At 68.9% G+C, this 16,238-nt stretch carries 10 protein-coding genes and 3 pseudogenes; 7 read left to right on the top strand and 6 right to left on the bottom strand.

What is annotated here, in order from left to right; genetic code table 11:
• Positions 1-99 precede the first annotated feature (99 nt).
• Both C3488_RS07400 and C3488_RS07395 read left to right on the top strand, forming a co-directional pair.
• Positions 100-948 (top strand): helix-turn-helix transcriptional regulator, encoded by an 849-nt coding sequence (locus C3488_RS07400; RefSeq protein ID WP_103838541.1) that lies wholly within the window; start codon positions 100-102, stop codon positions 946-948.
• A 737-nt stretch (positions 949-1,685) separates the two neighbouring features.
• Positions 1,686-3,863, top strand: coding sequence for a SpoIIE family protein phosphatase (locus C3488_RS07395; protein WP_181138921.1), 2,178 nt, complete (start codon positions 1,686-1,688; stop codon positions 3,861-3,863).
• A gap of 351 nt (positions 3,864-4,214) precedes the next feature.
• On the opposite strand, the gene C3488_RS07390 is transcribed toward C3488_RS07395, so the two are convergent.
• Positions 4,215-4,673, bottom strand: coding sequence for a MarR family winged helix-turn-helix transcriptional regulator (locus C3488_RS07390; protein ID WP_103838503.1), 459 nt, complete (start codon positions 4,671-4,673; stop codon positions 4,215-4,217).
• 114 nt (positions 4,674-4,787) lie between these two features.
• Positions 4,788-5,654 (bottom strand): sugar O-acetyltransferase, encoded by an 867-nt coding sequence (locus tag C3488_RS07385; protein WP_258053330.1) that lies wholly within the window; start codon positions 5,652-5,654, stop codon positions 4,788-4,790.
• On the opposite strand from C3488_RS07385, the gene fxsT reads away from it, so the two are divergent.
• Positions 5,653-7,674, top strand: coding sequence for an FxSxx-COOH system tetratricopeptide repeat protein (fxsT, locus tag C3488_RS07380; RefSeq protein WP_103838501.1), 2,022 nt, complete (start codon positions 5,653-5,655; stop codon positions 7,672-7,674). The two genes, C3488_RS07385 and fxsT, sit on opposite strands and share 2 nt — an antisense overlap.
• A gap of 868 nt (positions 7,675-8,542) precedes the next feature.
• Complete coding sequence (locus C3488_RS07370; RefSeq protein WP_103838500.1) at positions 8,543-9,220, top strand: HAD family phosphatase; 678 nt, start codon at positions 8,543-8,545, stop codon at positions 9,218-9,220.
• Positions 9,221-9,466: 246 nt separating this feature from the next.
• Here the strand turns inward: C3488_RS07370 and C3488_RS07365 are convergent, their stop codons facing one another.
• From C3488_RS07365 to C3488_RS07350, 4 genes and pseudogenes are all read right to left on the bottom strand, one after another.
• Positions 9,467-10,006 (bottom strand): GNAT family N-acetyltransferase, encoded by a 540-nt coding sequence (locus C3488_RS07365; protein WP_103838499.1) that lies wholly within the window; start codon positions 10,004-10,006, stop codon positions 9,467-9,469.
• A gap of 223 nt (positions 10,007-10,229) precedes the next feature.
• On the bottom strand, positions 10,230-10,481 hold the full coding sequence (locus C3488_RS07360) for a hypothetical protein (protein ID WP_103838498.1): 252 nt from the start codon (positions 10,479-10,481) through the stop codon (positions 10,230-10,232).
• Between the two features lie 11 nt (positions 10,482-10,492).
• Positions 10,493-12,024: pseudogene (locus tag C3488_RS40420) on the bottom strand (NF041680 family putative transposase).
• Between the two features lie 173 nt (positions 12,025-12,197).
• Positions 12,198-12,968: an alpha/beta fold hydrolase gene (locus C3488_RS07350; RefSeq protein WP_181138920.1), complete on the bottom strand. Its 771-nt coding sequence runs from the start codon at positions 12,966-12,968 to the stop codon at positions 12,198-12,200.
• Between the two features lie 132 nt (positions 12,969-13,100).
• Here C3488_RS07350 and C3488_RS07345 point away from each other — a divergent pair, with 132 nt between their 5' ends.
• From C3488_RS07345 to C3488_RS41380, 3 genes and pseudogenes are all read left to right on the top strand, one after another.
• Positions 13,101-14,045 carry a C45 family autoproteolytic acyltransferase/hydolase gene (locus C3488_RS07345; RefSeq protein WP_103838496.1) on the top strand — a complete coding sequence of 315 codons (945 nt, stop codon included), beginning with the start codon at positions 13,101-13,103 and terminating at the stop codon, positions 14,043-14,045.
• Between the two features lie 730 nt (positions 14,046-14,775).
• Positions 14,776-15,569: pseudogene (locus tag C3488_RS42525) on the top strand (DUF6192 family protein).
• 515 nt (positions 15,570-16,084) lie between these two features.
• A pseudogene (locus C3488_RS41380) lies at positions 16,085-16,180 on the top strand (transposase); the annotation flags it as partial.
• Between the last annotated feature and the right edge of the window lie 58 nt (positions 16,181-16,238).

Below are 16,238 nucleotides of genomic sequence, written 5' to 3'. Positions count from 1 at the left end.
GCGGCGCCCGGCGTTCAGGGACGCTTCTTCCATCGGACGGGACTTCCTGGTATCGGCAGGGCCACCTTCACGGGCACCGCCGAGGGCATACTGGGCGGCATGGACGATCTTGCGGGGTTCCTTCGGAACCGGCGTTCCCGAATCGACCCGTCGACCGTCGGCATCCCCACCGACAGCCGCCGCCGGGTCGAAGGGCTGCGCCGCGAAGAGGTCGCGCACCTGTCCGGAGTCAGCGTCGACTACTACGTGCGCCTGGAGCAGGGCCGCGCGACCCAGCCCTCCGAGCAGGTCCTCGATGCGCTCGCCCGCGTCCTCGGCCTCGACGAGACCGAACGCGGGCACCTCTACCGGCTCGCCCGGCAGCGCCGCCGCCGCGCGAAGGCGCCGGGCGGGCGGCTCCGGCCGGAGCTGCTGCGCGTCCTCGACCTGGTCACCGACGCACCCGCGCTGATCATGGACCACCGCCTGGACGTGCTCGCCGGGAACCGCCTCGCCGGGCTCCTCTACGGCCGGCCGATGCCGGGCCTGAACACCGCCCGGCACATCTTCCTCGAGGAAGCCGAGCGCGGCCTTTACGCGGACTGGGAGAAGTGCACCCTCGACGTGGTCGGGCACCTGCGCCTGGCCGCGGGCAAATACCCCGAGGACCCCCGACTGGCCTCGCTCATCGGCGAGCTGGCGATGGGCAGCGAGCGCTTCCGCCGCCTCTGGGCCCGCGCGGACGTGCGTGCCCGCACACACGGACGCAAGGCGTACCGGCACCCGCTGGTCGGACTGCTGGAACTGCACCAGGAGAACTTCGCTCTACCGGACGAATCGGGCATGGAGCTGCTGGTGCTGTCCGCGGCTCCCGGCAGCCCCGCCGAGGACGGGCTGCGCTTGCTCGCGGGCCTGGGCGCGGACAGCGGTGACGCGCATCCCGCAGCGGACACTCACGTCCGCGAATAACTCAACGCCGCCGACCCACCGCCGGGACCGCCTCACACAGTGACGGCGTTCACCGACTGGATCGCCGGCAAGACCCGCTACCGCTTGTCCGTCGCCTCCGCGGAGCAGGCCGCGCTCACCGCCGAGCCCCAACACCTGCCCCGACGTCCCGACCGCCGTCCCCCTCGCCCACTGGAAACAGGCCGGGCCGGTCATGAGGAAGGCGACGGGCCCGACCTGCGCGCGCCATGCCACGCTCCCGGCCCCGGCGCAGGATCTCCAAGAAGCCAAGCCTCGGGAGGCAACGTCCGCACCTGAGCGGTTCATGTGGGCACACGCTTCAGCGGACGGCTCGGCGCGCCCTGCCCGCTGCTCGGCCGCGACCACCGGGTGTACGCGCTCGCCCTGAAGGGCTCGGGACACCGCCTTCCCCGAGGATGCCTCCAAGATCCGCACCGGACACGACGCGCAGAGCACGGCCGCCTTCCGCACTTTGCCAGCGACCGACTCCATGCCGTCGGCCGCGGCAACTCTCGCAGCCGGACTCCGCGAAACGTCGCTCCGCCCCTTCGAGCGGTCTGCCCCTCCCCGGCATCGGCCGGCCAGTGCCGCTCGTTCCTTTACCCGCTTCTGCCTCTTCGGTGAGCAGGGTATGTGTGTTATTCAGGAGGTGTGCGGTAAGGGATCTCGGGGCTTGATCGCATGTACTCGGGAATGCTTTCCGGCATGCGCCGGAGTCAGCGAGCTGGGTGAGCTGCATGGACCCCACACCCCCTCCTTCCTGCGGTTCGCCGTTCGACATGGTCAGCGGCGCCCTGGCGAATTACATCCCCAGGGCCGGAACAACGGCGGCCGCAGATCCTGCCGCTTCGCCCGACGACCACCATGCCGGTCGGCCCGCGGGCGCCGACAGGAAGAGCGGGAGTCAGGAGCAGATTCTCGGGGCCGTCAATCTCGACCGGAGTTTGAGGATCACCAGCTGCAATCTGGACGCCGCTCCCTTCGATGGGGTGAGTGCCGCGCCGGGGGCCGCTTTCGCCGATCTGCTGCCGCCCGGGGACGTACCGACGGTCACGCGGCGGTTGCAGAGGGTTCTCGAGACGCGGGAGGCGCATGTCGCCCGGGTCCAACGCCTGCGGCGGGAGGACGGGACGGAGCTGGTGGTCTCGATGAGCATCCTGCCTGCCGCACCACCGCAGGAAGGTCTGACAGTCTCCCTGATCGCCATGGCCAAGCGGCTGCACCTGTACGCCTCCGCGGCCGCGATCGGGACGTCATTGGACATCGGCGAGACCGCGCAGTCCCTGGCCCAGTCCCTGCTGGCGTGGGGGGACGTGGCCGCCGTCGACCTCGATTACGCCGTGTGGACCGGAGAGGCCGTCACCGAGCAGGCGCAGGAGCGCATCCGGCTGCGGCGCGCGGCCCTGGTGCCGGATCGCCCCTGGCCCGAGGGGTACCTGACCCCCGGGGACAACCTTCCCCGCGAAGCAAGCCGTCTCCTGGCCGGCGCGGTCATGCGCGACGACGTGCCGCAGGCCATCGTCATTCCCGACCGTGAGCCGATCGAGCGGGCACTCAACGATCCGAAGCTGGTGCGCGCCTTGGTGCCAGGCGACCGGCCGGTGAGCGTCGCCTGCATACCGCTCGTTGTGGAAGGGCCAGAAGGCACACCAGGGCCGATCGTGCTGGGCGTGACGGAAGTCTGGCGGCGGCCGGAGCGCCTCTTCCGCGACAGTGAGCTGCTCGACTTGCAGGAACTCGTGGCCAAGACCGCCCGTCACGTGGATCTGGCCCGCCAGCACCAGCGTGAGCACGCTCAGGTCCTGGCCCTGCAGCGCCGGCTGCTGCCGCGGGCCGGCAGCGACACCATCGAGGTCGCCAGCGTCTACCAGCCCACCAACCCCGACAGCGCGGGCGTCGGCGGTGACTGGGTGAACAGCTTTCCCCTACCGTGCGACCGTACCGCGCTGGTCGTCGGTGACGTCGTCGGGCATGGACTGGGGGCCGCGGCGGCCATGGGCCAGCTGAGCATGGAGGCCCGCGCGCTGCTGTCGGCCGGGCTGGGCCCCGGAGAGGTGCTGGAGCGCCTGGACGAGACGGTGACGCTCCTGGACGACACGGACGCGGGCCTGGCAGCCGGCTACAGCGCGCTGGGCTCAACGTGCTGCATCGCGGTCTACGATCCGGTCGACAACCGGATGGTGATGTCCAATGCCGGCCACCTGCCCCCGGTCCTCGTCCACCCCGACGGGTCCGCCAAGACCCTCACGGCGCAACCTCACCCGGGCCTGGGAGCCGAATTCGCTGTGCGGGAGCCGTTCGACGTACAGGAGTTCGCCGCGCCGCCCGGCTCGCTCCTCACCCTCTACACCGACGGCCTGGTGGAAGACCCGGCAGCCTCGATCGACGACGGAATCGGTCGGCTGACGGAAGTGGTGCGCGAGGTGCACCCCTGTGACGATCTGCAGTTGGCCGCGCGTCGCGTGGTCGCCGCTCTGGCCCCTCAGGGGCGCCTGCGGGACGACGTCACCCTGCTGCTCGCCCGTATGGCCGGCCGCCGGAGCCGGGACACCGCAAGCTGGCAGCTGCCCGCCCGCGATGACTCGGCTGCCCGCACCCGCGCCCTGGCCTCCCCCCTCCTGCGGCGATGGGACACCAGCGACCAGGCCCGGGACAGCGCGCTGTTGGTGATCAGCGAACTGGTCACCAACGCCGTCCGGTTCGGCACCGGGCCTGTCACGGTGCGGCTGGTGAGGGCCAGAGGCCGCCTGTCGTGCGAGGTCGGCGACGCAGGCAATGGCCGGCCTCGCCTGCGCCGCGGTGAGCTACTTGACGACGGCGGGCGCGGCCTGCACGTTGTCCACAAGCTCACCACGCGCTGGGGGGTGCGGTGGACCAACACCGGCAAAGCCGTCTGGGCCGAACTGGAGGCATGACGTCCCTGCCGGACTGACAGTGGCGAGCTTCGGCTACAGCCACTCGCCCTCCACGGCCGTGGCTGCCGGCCCGGGCGCGGGCGCGTGCAGCACCGTGCGACTGCCTCATTCCCGACCGGCATCGTACGCGCGCCGCCTTCAGAGGCGTGACACGCCACTACTTCGCCGAGCTCGTCTTCAAGCCGGCGCCGCACCGGAGGCGGCGTCCCTGCAGTCCCGTGCCGAGCGGCGGATCCCACGACGGCTACCGGGGCCTTGCGAACGACTCCCCGATCGGTGTCTCGCAGCGTCCGGCGAAGCGCAGGCTGCTTCCTCCTACGCCCGGCGGCACACGGCTCGTTCGGACAGAACCTAGTGGTGCCAGGCATGCCCGCGCGTGTTGTGGATGAATCGCTGCAGCACTTTGAGGGTGGTCAGGTACTCCTCGTCAGAGATGCCCGCATGGCGTTCCGCCCACAGTTCGTCCTGAAGGGCTGCGGCCTTGTCGTAGAACGCCCTCCCCTGGGCCGTGATGCCCAGGCGTCCGTCGGCGTCCTCAGTGATCCAGCCCTGGGCGATGGTCCTGTCGATCTCTGACTCCATGGTTGCCGCACCCGTGTCGAGGTAGTTCCGCAGGAGGCTGGACACCTCGTTACGGGTCCTGACGGTGTCGGCGCGCGCGACCTGCGCGAGGACCCACCACTGTGGTTGAGTGGTGCCGATCTCCGCGAGGGCGGCCCGCGTGCGGGTGACGATGGCCTTGTAGGCCGCCCAAGTCCAGTAGCCGATGGGCTGCTGGATCAGTTCGGCGTCGCTGTGCGAGTACTCCATGGCCAGTCCCTCCGACTGTGCGCCGAGCTGGTTCGACGAGACCGACCGTAAAAGCTCAACTTTACTTGAGGTCAAGGGGGCGGTGCCCGTGGTCGTGGAGCTCTGCCACCAGCCCTAACGCCCTGCGGTGCGTGTGGTGAGGTCCTCGTCCGTGATGGGGCGGACCACCCGGCAGGGCGTACCGACCGCGACGGTCATCGGAGGAATGCTGCGGCTGACGACGCTGCCGGCGCCGATGACCGAGCCGTATCCGATCCGAACGCCGGGCAGGACCACCGCGTTGCTGCCGATCCACACTTTGTCCTCGATCACGATCGGTTCGGAGAAGCGTCCGAAGTCAGCACGCCGTGAGGGATGCACCGGGTGCCCCGTCGTCGTCAGTGTCACGCTGGGTTCGATCATGACACCGTCGCCTATGCGGATGTCGACGTCGTCGACGAACGTGAGATTCACATTCCCGAAGAAGTCGTCTCCGATGTGGACGTTGCTGCCGAAGCCGGCGTGGAACGGAGGCAGCAGCACCGTGCGTTCACCGACCGAGCCGAAAATCGCGACGAGCAGCGATCGACGCTTCTCCGTTTCGCTCGGTGGTGTGTGGTTGTACTCGAAGATCTGCTCGGTGCGGCGCCGAGGGTCCTGGAAGGCCGCTTCCGACTCGGTATAGACCAGCCCCTTGGCGATCCGGGCCAGGACTTCTTCCTCGCGAGCATGAGTCACAGCGGAACCATCCCCTTCGTCCAAACCCTCGCGCAGAGGCCAGGCACGCCCGGTCGACCGCGTGCAACCAAAGCCTACGTGCACCGCGGAGAGGCCGTGATCCCTTTGGGACCGCGGATCATCGGCGTCGCACCGACGCGCCTTCTCACGACCGCGCGCAGCGCAATCGGCGTGTACCGGTGTCGACCAATCCCCCCTCCGCCCGGGCGACTTCTCGGCTACGATCGCGTGGCCCGTCGTCGTCGCGACCAGAGAGGGAGTCATGTTGCGCAGGCTGGTCGGCGCGGTGGCCGGTTTGCTCGTACTGTTCGTCGGCAGTCTCGCCTTCAACGCCGCCTCCGGGCAGAGTCGCTGGCCCGGGCCGCTCGACTTTGTGCGCGTCCACCCCTGGGTGGTGCTGCTGCTCCTGGTCCCGCTCGCACTGGCCGAACTGCGGCCGGAGCCGCGCGGTGACCGCGCACCGCGCCCGACCACGCCCGCGACATACCGGCTGCCGCCGCGCAACTCCCACTTCACCGGTCGCGACGCCACCCTGGGTGAGCTGCGGCGCCGCCTCACCTCGGCGGGCGGCATCGCGGTACAGGTCGTGCATGGGCTGGGCGGCGTGGGCAAGACGCAGCTCGCCGTCGAGTACGCGTACCGCTATCTGTCGAAGTACCGGTTCGTCGCGTTCGTCGACGCGGAAGACCCCGACTTGGTGGCATCGCAGTTCGCGTCGCTGGCCAGGGAGCTGGGGCTGGTGGAGGTCAGCTCGGAACAGGTCGTCTCGGGTGTGTACGCCACGTTGCGGGACCGCAGGCCCTGGCTGATCATCTTCGATAACGCGGAGAAGCCCAGCGCGCTCGTGCACGCGCTGCCATCGGGGGATCTGGCGAGGAACGGCCACGTCGTCGTCACCACCAGGGTGAGCGGATGGTCGGGCACGGCCGACGTGCTGGACCTGCAGGTGTTCACCAGGAAGGAGTCTGTGGAACTGCTGGTCCGGCGGGTGCCCGGTACGACCGCCCGGACGGCGGACCGGATCGCGGAGCAACTGGGGGACCTGCCGCTCGCGTTGGAGCAGGCGGCCGGCTACATGGGTTACAACCAGACGGCGCCCGAGGAGTACCTGGCCCTGCTGACAACGCGGTTGGAGGAAATGATCGCGCGGGGGGAACTGGCCGACCGGCCGGCCGTGGTCGTCGCGACGCTGTGGCAGCTCAGCGTGCGCAAACTGCGGCGAGAACAACCGCAGGCGGTGCCGCTGCTGGAACTGTGCGCCCTGCTGGCCCCCGACCCGATCCCGCTGGAGCTGTTCACCGGCAGCCCGGAGCCGGTGATCACGGCGGCGGCCGACCCGCTGGTATGGGACACGACGGTCGGCACCCTGGCCGGCCTGGGCCTCGCAAGGCGCGAGGACTCCTCCTTGGTGCTGCACCGGCTGGTCCAGGCGGCGATCCGAGCCACGATGCCCGACGGCCTGCTTGTGGCATCCCGGGCCAAACTGTGCCGTGCACTGCTGACCGCCGTGCCGCACGACATCCACGGCGATCCGGACGCGCGGCCACGCTGGCACAGACTGCTCCCGCATGTGCTGGCCGTGACCAAGGCCGACCCACCGGCCCAGTGCGCCGCGGAGACGGCACTGCTGCTGCGGCTGGCTTCGGAGTTCCTCCTGCAGATCGGCGACCGCAGAGTGGCTCTTCCGCTGTGCGAACGCGCCCTCGCCCTCGACGAAGCGCTTGAGGGCCGGGACGCAGAGGTCGGCTTCGACCTGATCACTCTGGCACAGATCCACAAGGACCTCGGCGCACCGCAGACGGCACGCCCGCTGGCGGAGCGTGCGCTACGCCTGCACGAGTCCTGCCTGCCGGCCGGAAGCCCCGCCATCGCAACGGACCTGGCGACACTCGCGCGGACGCTGTCCCTTCTCGGCGACCACCAGGCGGCGCTGCCGCTGGCCGAGCGGGCACTGCAGATCGACGAGGCCGCGCACGGGCCGGACGACCCCTATGTGAGCTTCGACCTTGTCGCCCTGGCGACCGTCCACCTGGACCTCGACGACCCCGCCACAGCCCTGCCGCTCATCTCACGGGCGCTGCGGATCCGCGAGGCCCACTACCCGCCGGACCACCTCTACATCGGCTATGCCCTGCTCCTCAAAGCCCAGGCCCTGCACGCATTGAACGACCCGTCCGCAGTGAACCCCGCACGCCGGGGCGCACATATCCTGCACACCCAACTCGGCAAGACCCACCCCAAAACCCAAGACGCCCTCGCGCTGGCAAACCGCCTGAAGCGATGAGCCGGATCAGCTGCCGGGCGGTGTCCCTGTGGGTGGCGGACCTCGGCGGCGCAGGGCATCGTGTGCAGTACCACTCGTAGCTGGACCGGACTGACGACGCGGCCGGCGGTTGAGCTGTCCCATCGGCTCACGGTGTCGCCGGTGCCGCCGCGCAGCCTTCATCCTGTTCCACCAGCTCCGTGCCGAGGCCGACCTTGCTGTTCCAGCTCGTCGATCGGGCGGGTGAGCGTCTCGATGTCTGCCGGAGCGCCGAGAGGCCGAGGCTTTCCCACAGTGGCCGGTCCGAGCCCCGGACAGACGTCGTTCGAGCCGGATGACGCGTGCGGACGGGCGGCCGTTGCGGGCGGTCCCGGAGGTGTTCGGTAGTCATCTCCCGGCAGGCGGTGACCCAGTCGGCAGCGGTGTCGAAGCCGAAGCGGGCGGCCGGTTGCTCTCCACGTCTTCGCCGAGCGCTCCGAAGAAGCCGTGCAGCTCGGTCAGATCACCGCCACTCCCCCGGTGTCAGGGATCTGGCCATCGGCTCAGCTGCCACCGGCATCGCCGGGCGCGTTGGTCAGGTCGACCGCCTCGGCGGGCGGCTCGCGAAAGCGGCGTAGTAGGCTCGCTGCCTTGACACGACCCAATCGGCTTTTGTGAAGCGTCAGTAGGACCACGCCATGCCATCCCCAATAGCCCGCCGCTACCTGCCGCCTACCCTGCTGGTCGTGGCACTGGTCGCATTCGGCCACTACGCTGTGCAGCCCGTCCGAGAAGCTTGTGCGCTCAACTCCGGGCCCTATGGTTCCACCTTCACCGCGCACAACGCCGACTCTTCTGACGCTGGTCGGTGCGGTGAAGAGCGCGCGCGGTTCCTGACCTGGCTGCCGGCATGATCAAGGCGACCAGTGAACCTGGGCGGCCGGGCCGCACGAAGTACGTCCTGTTCGACGTCGACGGCACGCTGATCGACGCGGTGAGCAACCAGCGCAAGGTCTGGGGAACCTGGGCGGAGCGATACGGGCTGGATGCGGACGAGGTCTGCCAGGTGGCTCTGCGTACGCGACCGATGGAGACCTTCGCCCAGGTCGCCGCGGACCGAGATCCGGGCGAGTGCCTGGCCACGCTGCACGAGCTGGAGGACGAAGACGTCCGATCCGGCGTCTACGCGGCCTTCGACGGCGCGTCGGAGCTGCTGCACGGCCTGCCACCGGGGTCCTGGGCGCTCGTGACCTCGAACTACGAGCACCGCGTGCGCGGCCGCTTCCTGCGGACGGGCTTGCCGGTGCCGGGCGTGATCGTGGACGCGGCCGCTGTCGAGGAGGGCAAGCCCTCTCCCGTCCCGTACCTGGTGGCCGCTGAGCAGCTCGGAGCCGCCCCGGGAGACTGCCTGGTCATCGAGGACGCCCCGTCCGGAGTACGGTCCGGGCTGCGCGCCGGGATGACGGTGTGGGGGGTGAACGCCGCCGTAGCCGTGGAGGGCGTGCACCGTCACTTTGCAAGTCTGCGGGAGGCGGTTCCTCACATCATGGCTTTCGTGTCCGACCCTCACGGGCATGCCGCAGCCTGAGTGTGCCCGCCGGCACCGGGTATCACCGGCGGCCGCCTGCGGCTCTGAGTTCCCCATGCCCCACCAGTCTCAGGAGTGTGATCCGTTGCGGCGTCAGCCGTAAGGACTTGGGGAGCCATCGGCCATGAGAGGCAGCTCAAGGTCGCCTACGGCCGCTGCCGTTGATGTCGGACGCGGATGCCGGATGTCGGATGTCGAACAGATCCGGATATGGGCAGAACTCCAGTGGGTCTTACAGCTGGTCGATCAGGAACGGTTCATACCCCACGTCTGCAGAGCGTAGGGCCGCCCCTTCTCCTCACCCCTGATCAGCGGCACGTCGAGCAGTCTGAAGCCCGCCTTGGTGGCCACGGCGACGCTGGCGGCATTTTCGGCCTCCAGCTCCAGGATCACCTGCTCCGCGCCCAGCTGCTCGAAGGCGTACGCGGCCATCACTCGCACCGCCCGCGCCGCCAGACCCTGACCGCGGTGCGCCGGGCCGACCGCGTAGCCGAGCTCTGGGCCCTCGGGGGTACGCCGCAGCATCACCTCCCCGAGCGGTGCGCCGCCGTCGACGGTGATGGCGAGCAGGATGGTCGTACCCTCGGCTCGCAGTTGGCGGTCCCGGTCCAGTCGTGCGCGGGCGGCCGCTTCGTCGAACGGGGAGACGATCGGTGTCCAGTACGCGATGTCGGGGTGGTCGAACAGCTCTGGCATCGCGGCCAGGTCCGCCTCCGTCCAGTCGCGGAGAACGAGGCCCTCCCCTGAGAGCTCGATCCGTTCGGGAAAGGGCGTGGCGCTGCTCATGACGGGGACCTCCCTGGCCTGTTCAGGACAACGAAGGATAACTGGGGGCGCCAAAGGCTGACCGGCATTTTCCGGGGACTCCCAAACCCCGGCATTGTGCCGGTGCTGTTGATGATCGTGGGCATCCGGTGACGGAGGCGATGACGGCAGGGATGTCCGGGTCAACGTCTGCTGACCGTGGAGCCGTCTCGGGTGCTGTCGCAGTAGGGGAATCGTCACACGGTCACAGCAGCCATACGCCAAGGGCGGCGATGACAAGGCCGATGGCTTGGATCAGCGGCCCAACCGCTTGATCGCCCCGCTTCCTTCGGCCTTCGAGGTGCCGCATGCCGATGGACACAACCCCACCTGCGATGACGATCGCGCACCCGGCGATCACGACGAGCGCAGAGAAGAACGGACCCCATCCTGGGTCGTAGTTCGGGTTGTTGTGCGCGACCCCTGCCAGGATCGCCTCCTCGAGCTCACTGTGCACGAATCACTCGCCTACGTCCTCGGCCAGGTTGTGCCAGCCGAGGAATCGCCAACCGCGCCCGTCAGGTCGACGCCCTCGGCGTGCGCTCCAGATGTGGCGCCGGGACCCGGCGGGCAGCCGCTCACCCGCCCGACAGACGGACCCACGGCCGTCGCCCTGAGCTTGTTCTGTATGGTCTGAGTCGGTTTCGTTCGAAGGGCGGGAGTTGATGGCTTTGGCGCGCGAGCCGGACAGTGCAGGTGCGGGCGGAGGTTCCGAAACCCCCGGCGGACTCGGGCCGGGGTGAGCCGGCCAAGCTCGGCGGGCTTCTCCCACGGCCGCCGCAAGTCGGCGGCGGCCCCGCGCAGAAGGCGGATCTGGGTGTGCGCGGCGATGATCAGCCAGGTCCATCGCTCGCCGGCCTCGGGGGGTCCGCAGCTTCGGACGGGTCCAGCCGAGGGTCTGTTTCATCAGCCTGAAGAGGTGCTCGATGTCGAAGCGCCTCAGGAACGCCTGCCAGCGCACGTCGACGTCCTCGCTGTTCAGGCCGGTGGCGGACGACCAGAGCCAGAGCGGGAGCGGGTCGCCTCCGCCGGGCAGGCGGTCGACCTGGAGGCGGATCAGCGTGCCTTCGATGATGGGGAGTTCGCCGGTGTGGTCGATCCAGGCGGAGCGGGTGGTCAGGCGGGGGTGGATGCGGTCCCAGGCCATCGCGCGGGCGGTGCCGTACCGGTCGGTGACCTGCGTCGTGGCCGCGTCCGGCTCGCCCCAGGTGTCCGGCTTGGCGAAGCGGAACTCCTTGCCGTGTTTCGGCGGTCGCCCGCCCTGGGGGTAGGACAGGGCGTACTCCTTGAGCGTGGGTGTCGGCCGTCGCATGACGCGGTCGGAGCGCATCCGTCCCAGCACCTCGACCGGGAGGCCGTCGAGGAGGTGGGCCATGCGCGGGGCGTCGTAGCCGGCGTCGAAGAGGATGAGGATGTCGCGGTCGCCGTAAGTGCCAGCGGCCCATCTCGATCAGGTCCGTGACCACACGGCGGAGCTGGGCGGCGGTGATCTCGGTGACGTCGTCATCGGGTCCGAGATGGACGGCGTCCAGGAGCTGGCACCAGGACGTCCGGCCCGATTCCAGGGCGGCGACGAAGGAGTACGGCCAGCCGGGGATGAACTGGTCCGAGGACCGGCCGCTGCGGCCGTAGACGTGGCAGAACAGGCGGTCCGCGCTGGTCGGGGCGTCGGGGCGGAGCCAGTTGCTGACGTCGATCGCCAGGACCAGGCGTCCGTCGGCGGCCTGCGGCATCGGCAGCCCGGCCAGCACCCGCCGAAGCCGGGGAACGTCCACGTTCCCGTGGTTCGATGCCTCGTACATGGCGCCGTGCCCACGCCGGTGCTCGGCCACCAGCGTCAGATCCACCGGCGACGTCACCGGACCGTCCGCGCACAGCAATGCGTCCACAAGCTCGAACAGTTCGTCCCTGCGCGCGGCCAGGCAGTCGAAAGAGTTCTCTCGGAAGCGTGACGCTTGCGCGAACGCTTCCCCGGGACCGGCGTCAGGCAGCAGACTCACCCTCACGGCCTTCGTCTCGATCGGTGCACCTTGGTCGGAGCACATGATCAGACAAAGGCCGCCCCAGCGTCCGGCGACGACCCAAATGAGCGGCCTAGGTCGAGGCCCATTTCGACACCGAACCCTCCGCCGTGCCGGCAGCTGGGGATGACGTCAGCCAGCAAACCGGAACCCTATGCGCCCATCGCGCCTTGCACGAATCGCCGAAGGTGCGCACGCACGGCGTCAGGCTGCTCCAGCCAGGGCTCGTGCCCAGCGCCCTCGATCCGCGTCAGTGGAAGATCGAGCCGGAGCGCAAGTGATTCAAGAGCCGACACCGGGCGGGGATCGTCAGCCCCACCGAGGAGTTCCGTTCGCGCGGGCAGGCACGCGCGCAGCTCGGCCAGATGCGCATCGAGCGGGTCCGCGCGTCCTTCCCTGCCAAGTTCACCATTCATAGTCCAGTTGACGGGGCGACGCCGCCGGGCACCCTGTGCTGCCCAGTCCCACCCGCGTTCGGGATCGGCGTGGTCGGTGAACCAGGCCAGCGTGAGCAGTTCGACTTCCTGTTCCTCCGTGCGGTCCGGCAACTCCTCCAATGCGCGGAGCCGTTCCTGCTGTGCTGCGGACATGCGGCGATCGCGCTCCGCTTGGCTTCTGGAGCGCCAATCACCGACGAACGGCCCGCACATCAGCAGCATCGCGGCAACCCGGTCAGAGTGTGCCAGGCAGAACCGGCTCGCCAGGTTAGTGCCGTAGGAATGCCCAATCAGCACGGCCTTGGATACGTCCCATGCGTCGAGCAGCTCAGCAAGATCGTCGACATGCCGGGCGAGGGAATGGCGCCCCCGCCAGGGCGACCGGCCCAGCTGTATTTGAGCTCTACACGGCAAGTTGAGGAGGGCTGTAGTGCAGGTCAGCCGCTGGCCTTGGCCCCGCGCGGCAACGGTCGTCGCGGCGAACACCTTGCTATGCAGTTCAAGATGATCTGTGGATACCCCGGATGCCTCCACCGACCATGTCTGATCTGGTGAACTACCTGCGAGATTAGCTAGGTTGCCATCACTTCAACAGACATCCACAAGGGAACGGCAGCCATGAGCCAACAGCAGAAGACCTTCCGTGCTATCGAGATCGGTGACGGAAGCGACGGGCGATGGGCCACCCATACACAGGCTCTGTGGCCGCTCGCGGAGGGGTGGATGACCGAGGAAAGCCGGACCGTAGAGGGCGCGGACCGTGCTCGGAGGCTGTTCGAGGCGCACATGCCGGAGCTGGTCCCCGTACTCGATCGCCTCGCCGGTCAGCTCGACCGGCCCGAAGGGGAGACCTTCCTCACCCTCGCGGCCTTGCGACCGTTCTTCTCGGGTTGCACCCAGATCGGTGGCAGTGGCACTCTGCTGCGCAACTACGACTTCAGCCCCGATGAGTGCGAGGGCACTATTGTCTCCTCCCACTTCCTGCGGCCGGTGATCGGAATGCAGGATGCCGCCTGGGGCTTGCTGGACGGGATGAACGACGCCGGGCTCGCTGTCTCACTCACCTTCGGTGGGCGATTCGTCCACGGCCCGGGCTTCGCCATCCTCATTGTCCTGCGCTACCTATTGGAGACGTGTACCACCGTTGACGAGGCAGTCGGCAAGCTGAAGTCCATACCGATCGCAATCCCGCAGAACGTCACTCTCGTAGACTCCGAGCAGGCACGGACGGTGTTCGTGGGGCCGGACATCTCACTGACTGAGGCACCGGACGCCTGCGCTGCCAACCATCAGCACATGCCGGTGCCTGACGATCAGGAGCAGTCCTCCAGGACGCAGGAGCGGTTGAGCGCCATTCGCGCAGCCGGCATGGATGTGGCGGCGATGTTGAAGCCGCCCCTGTATCAATCCGCGTACGAGGAGTGGCTGGGAACCGTCTACACCGCCCATTACCGGCCCTCCGAGGGCCGTGTGACCTACTACTGGCCGGGCGAGTCCTGGGAACAGTCCTTCGATGACTTCGCTCCGGGATTCCGCACCGTGACCATCGGCCAGGCCGGCTGAGAGATCCTTCCGGCCTTCAGCCGAGGAACGCCACGCCGGCGGCGCACCGACACTTCAGGCGCCCCGACATCGGACGTTGCTCAGTGGCCGACGGGACTACCGGCGGCCACTTTCGCTTCGTACGGTGGCCGCATGGGCAGGGACAGGGTGCCCCGGCTGAGGCTGGTCGCGGTCACGGATGACGACACCGGGCCGAGGCTGTGCCGGGGGTGCGGCGGTCCGTTGATGCCCGCGGCGAAGGCCACGGCGGTGTTCTGCTCGTCGGTGTGCCGGTCACGGCACTGGCGGCGGATGCGGCAAGCGGGGGCGAGGACCGAGGGTCCAGGTCGGTGTAACGTCCAGTTGCCCGGAGTGCGGGGCGTCGCGGATGGTTGGGGTCGAACGTCCTGCCTCGGCAACGTGCTGCTCTCCCCGTTGTCGCAAACGGGCCTGGCATAGGCGGCGCGCGGCGGACGCCGGGTTGTGGGACCGCGCATTCGAGGGCTGCCATAGTGCTTCACTGGGTGGCCGTGCGCCCTGGCGGGTTCCTGCTACCGGTCGCATGGTGCGAAGCGACGGCCCGCCGGGGCGAGTTGACGGCAGAGATAAGGTACCGCACCCGGGTCCGCCGGGGGTGATGTCCGGATGCCCGCGATGATCGGGAGTGTGACCCGGGAACGTTACGACGAGCTGGTCAAGCTGGGGCGGGACTGGGTCACGGCGATGAGCAGTGCCCAGTGGCGGCTCGGGGATGCGTCTGTGGAGACCGAGCCGATGCGTTCGTATGGGGGTGCGAATCCGTCCGGGAAGGACGACCTGTTCACGGTTCAGCGAGGCCATCCGGATGTTCGCCGAAGACGTCGGCCTGGCTTACACCACTGTTCGCAGACACCGATGGGTGTCCTCGCGCTGGCCGAAGGAGCCTCGGCGGTCGGACGTCTCACACACGATCCACAAGATCCTCGCCAGCATTCCCGACGAACAGGTCCGGTTCGAGGCGGTCACCCCCCGGCCCAGCTCGCGCGGTGGTCCGCCGAGGTGGACGCACGACAGCGCGAACCAGGTCGTGGGCTGGAAGGTCGACTCCCCGGAAAGCATCGAGGAGAAGGTGGAAGCGATCCACGATCTGGCCGCTGACGACGCGGTGGCGGCGGTGGTGACCACCGACTTCCTGCGCCGTCCGGCAGTCGCCAACAAGGCCATGGCCGACGACACTGCCCGGCATGCGGTCAACGAAGCCCAGTTCGACCGGTTCCGCCAGCAGGCCCAGTTCGTGACCAGGAGGCCGCTCCGCAGCTTCAGCGCATGGAGCACAGCGCCCAGTTCATGGCCCCGGTCGCGGCCTGCGCGCAGTTCGTCACCACTGCCGACAGGATCGTGCCGAACCTGCGCGGCGAGCACTACGACGATGCCCAACGCGTCACCATCAGTCGGGGACTTTCACGCGTACGCGCTGCGGCCGACTGGATCGATATCGCCGTCAACCGCGGCGAAGTAGACCTGGACGAGCGGCTCCAGAAGCTGCTGAAAGGCTCGGGTGAGTAGGCGATGGGGCGGGGCGTCCCCGCTCACGTCCACGCCGAAGCGATCCTCAGCGCCCTGCAGGAGGCCCGCCCCGCCGGCTTGAGCGTCACCCAGCTCATGGCCGCCACTGAACGCACCCGCGCGCAGATCCACACCGGGCTCGCGCACCTGCGTCAGGTCGCCGCCGCACGCGGTCTGCCGCCCGTGACCTGGGACAGAAAATGGGGATACCGGCTGCTGGACGACGCGCCGGACGTGTGGATCGGCTACGAGCGGGCCTTCTTCGACACCGTGCACCACCGCGTCGCCAACTTCATCGCCGGGACCCTCCTCCCACACCAGACCAAGCCCCCCGACGACCCCTATCTCCGCACCGTCATGGCCCAGATGGGCGCGATCGAGTCCACCCTTCAGCTGCTGGCCAAAGCGGTAGTGCGGCGGCATCACGAGACCCTGGCCGCAAGCTGGGTGTCAGGAGCCAACTGCGGTGTGTTCGCGGCCCGTTGCCTGCCTTCCTGCTCTGCTTCACTCGAGGTAGGGCGCTGCCCGCCAACTTCGGCATCCCCTGGCGTACCGTTTTCGGCTACTTCGCCCGCTGGGCGAAGGCCGGTGTACTCAAACGGATCCTTGACTATCAGAGACGGCAACTGCTCCCGGAGAAGAGGGAACTGCGCGGTGCGCTGAGAGCCC

This window comes from Streptomyces sp. Ru72, assembly GCF_002920635.1.
GTDB lineage: Bacteria > Actinomycetota > Actinomycetes > Streptomycetales > Streptomycetaceae > Streptomyces.
Note: the sequence above shows the minus strand (reverse complement) of the source record. Positions and strands in the feature narration are given on the sequence as shown.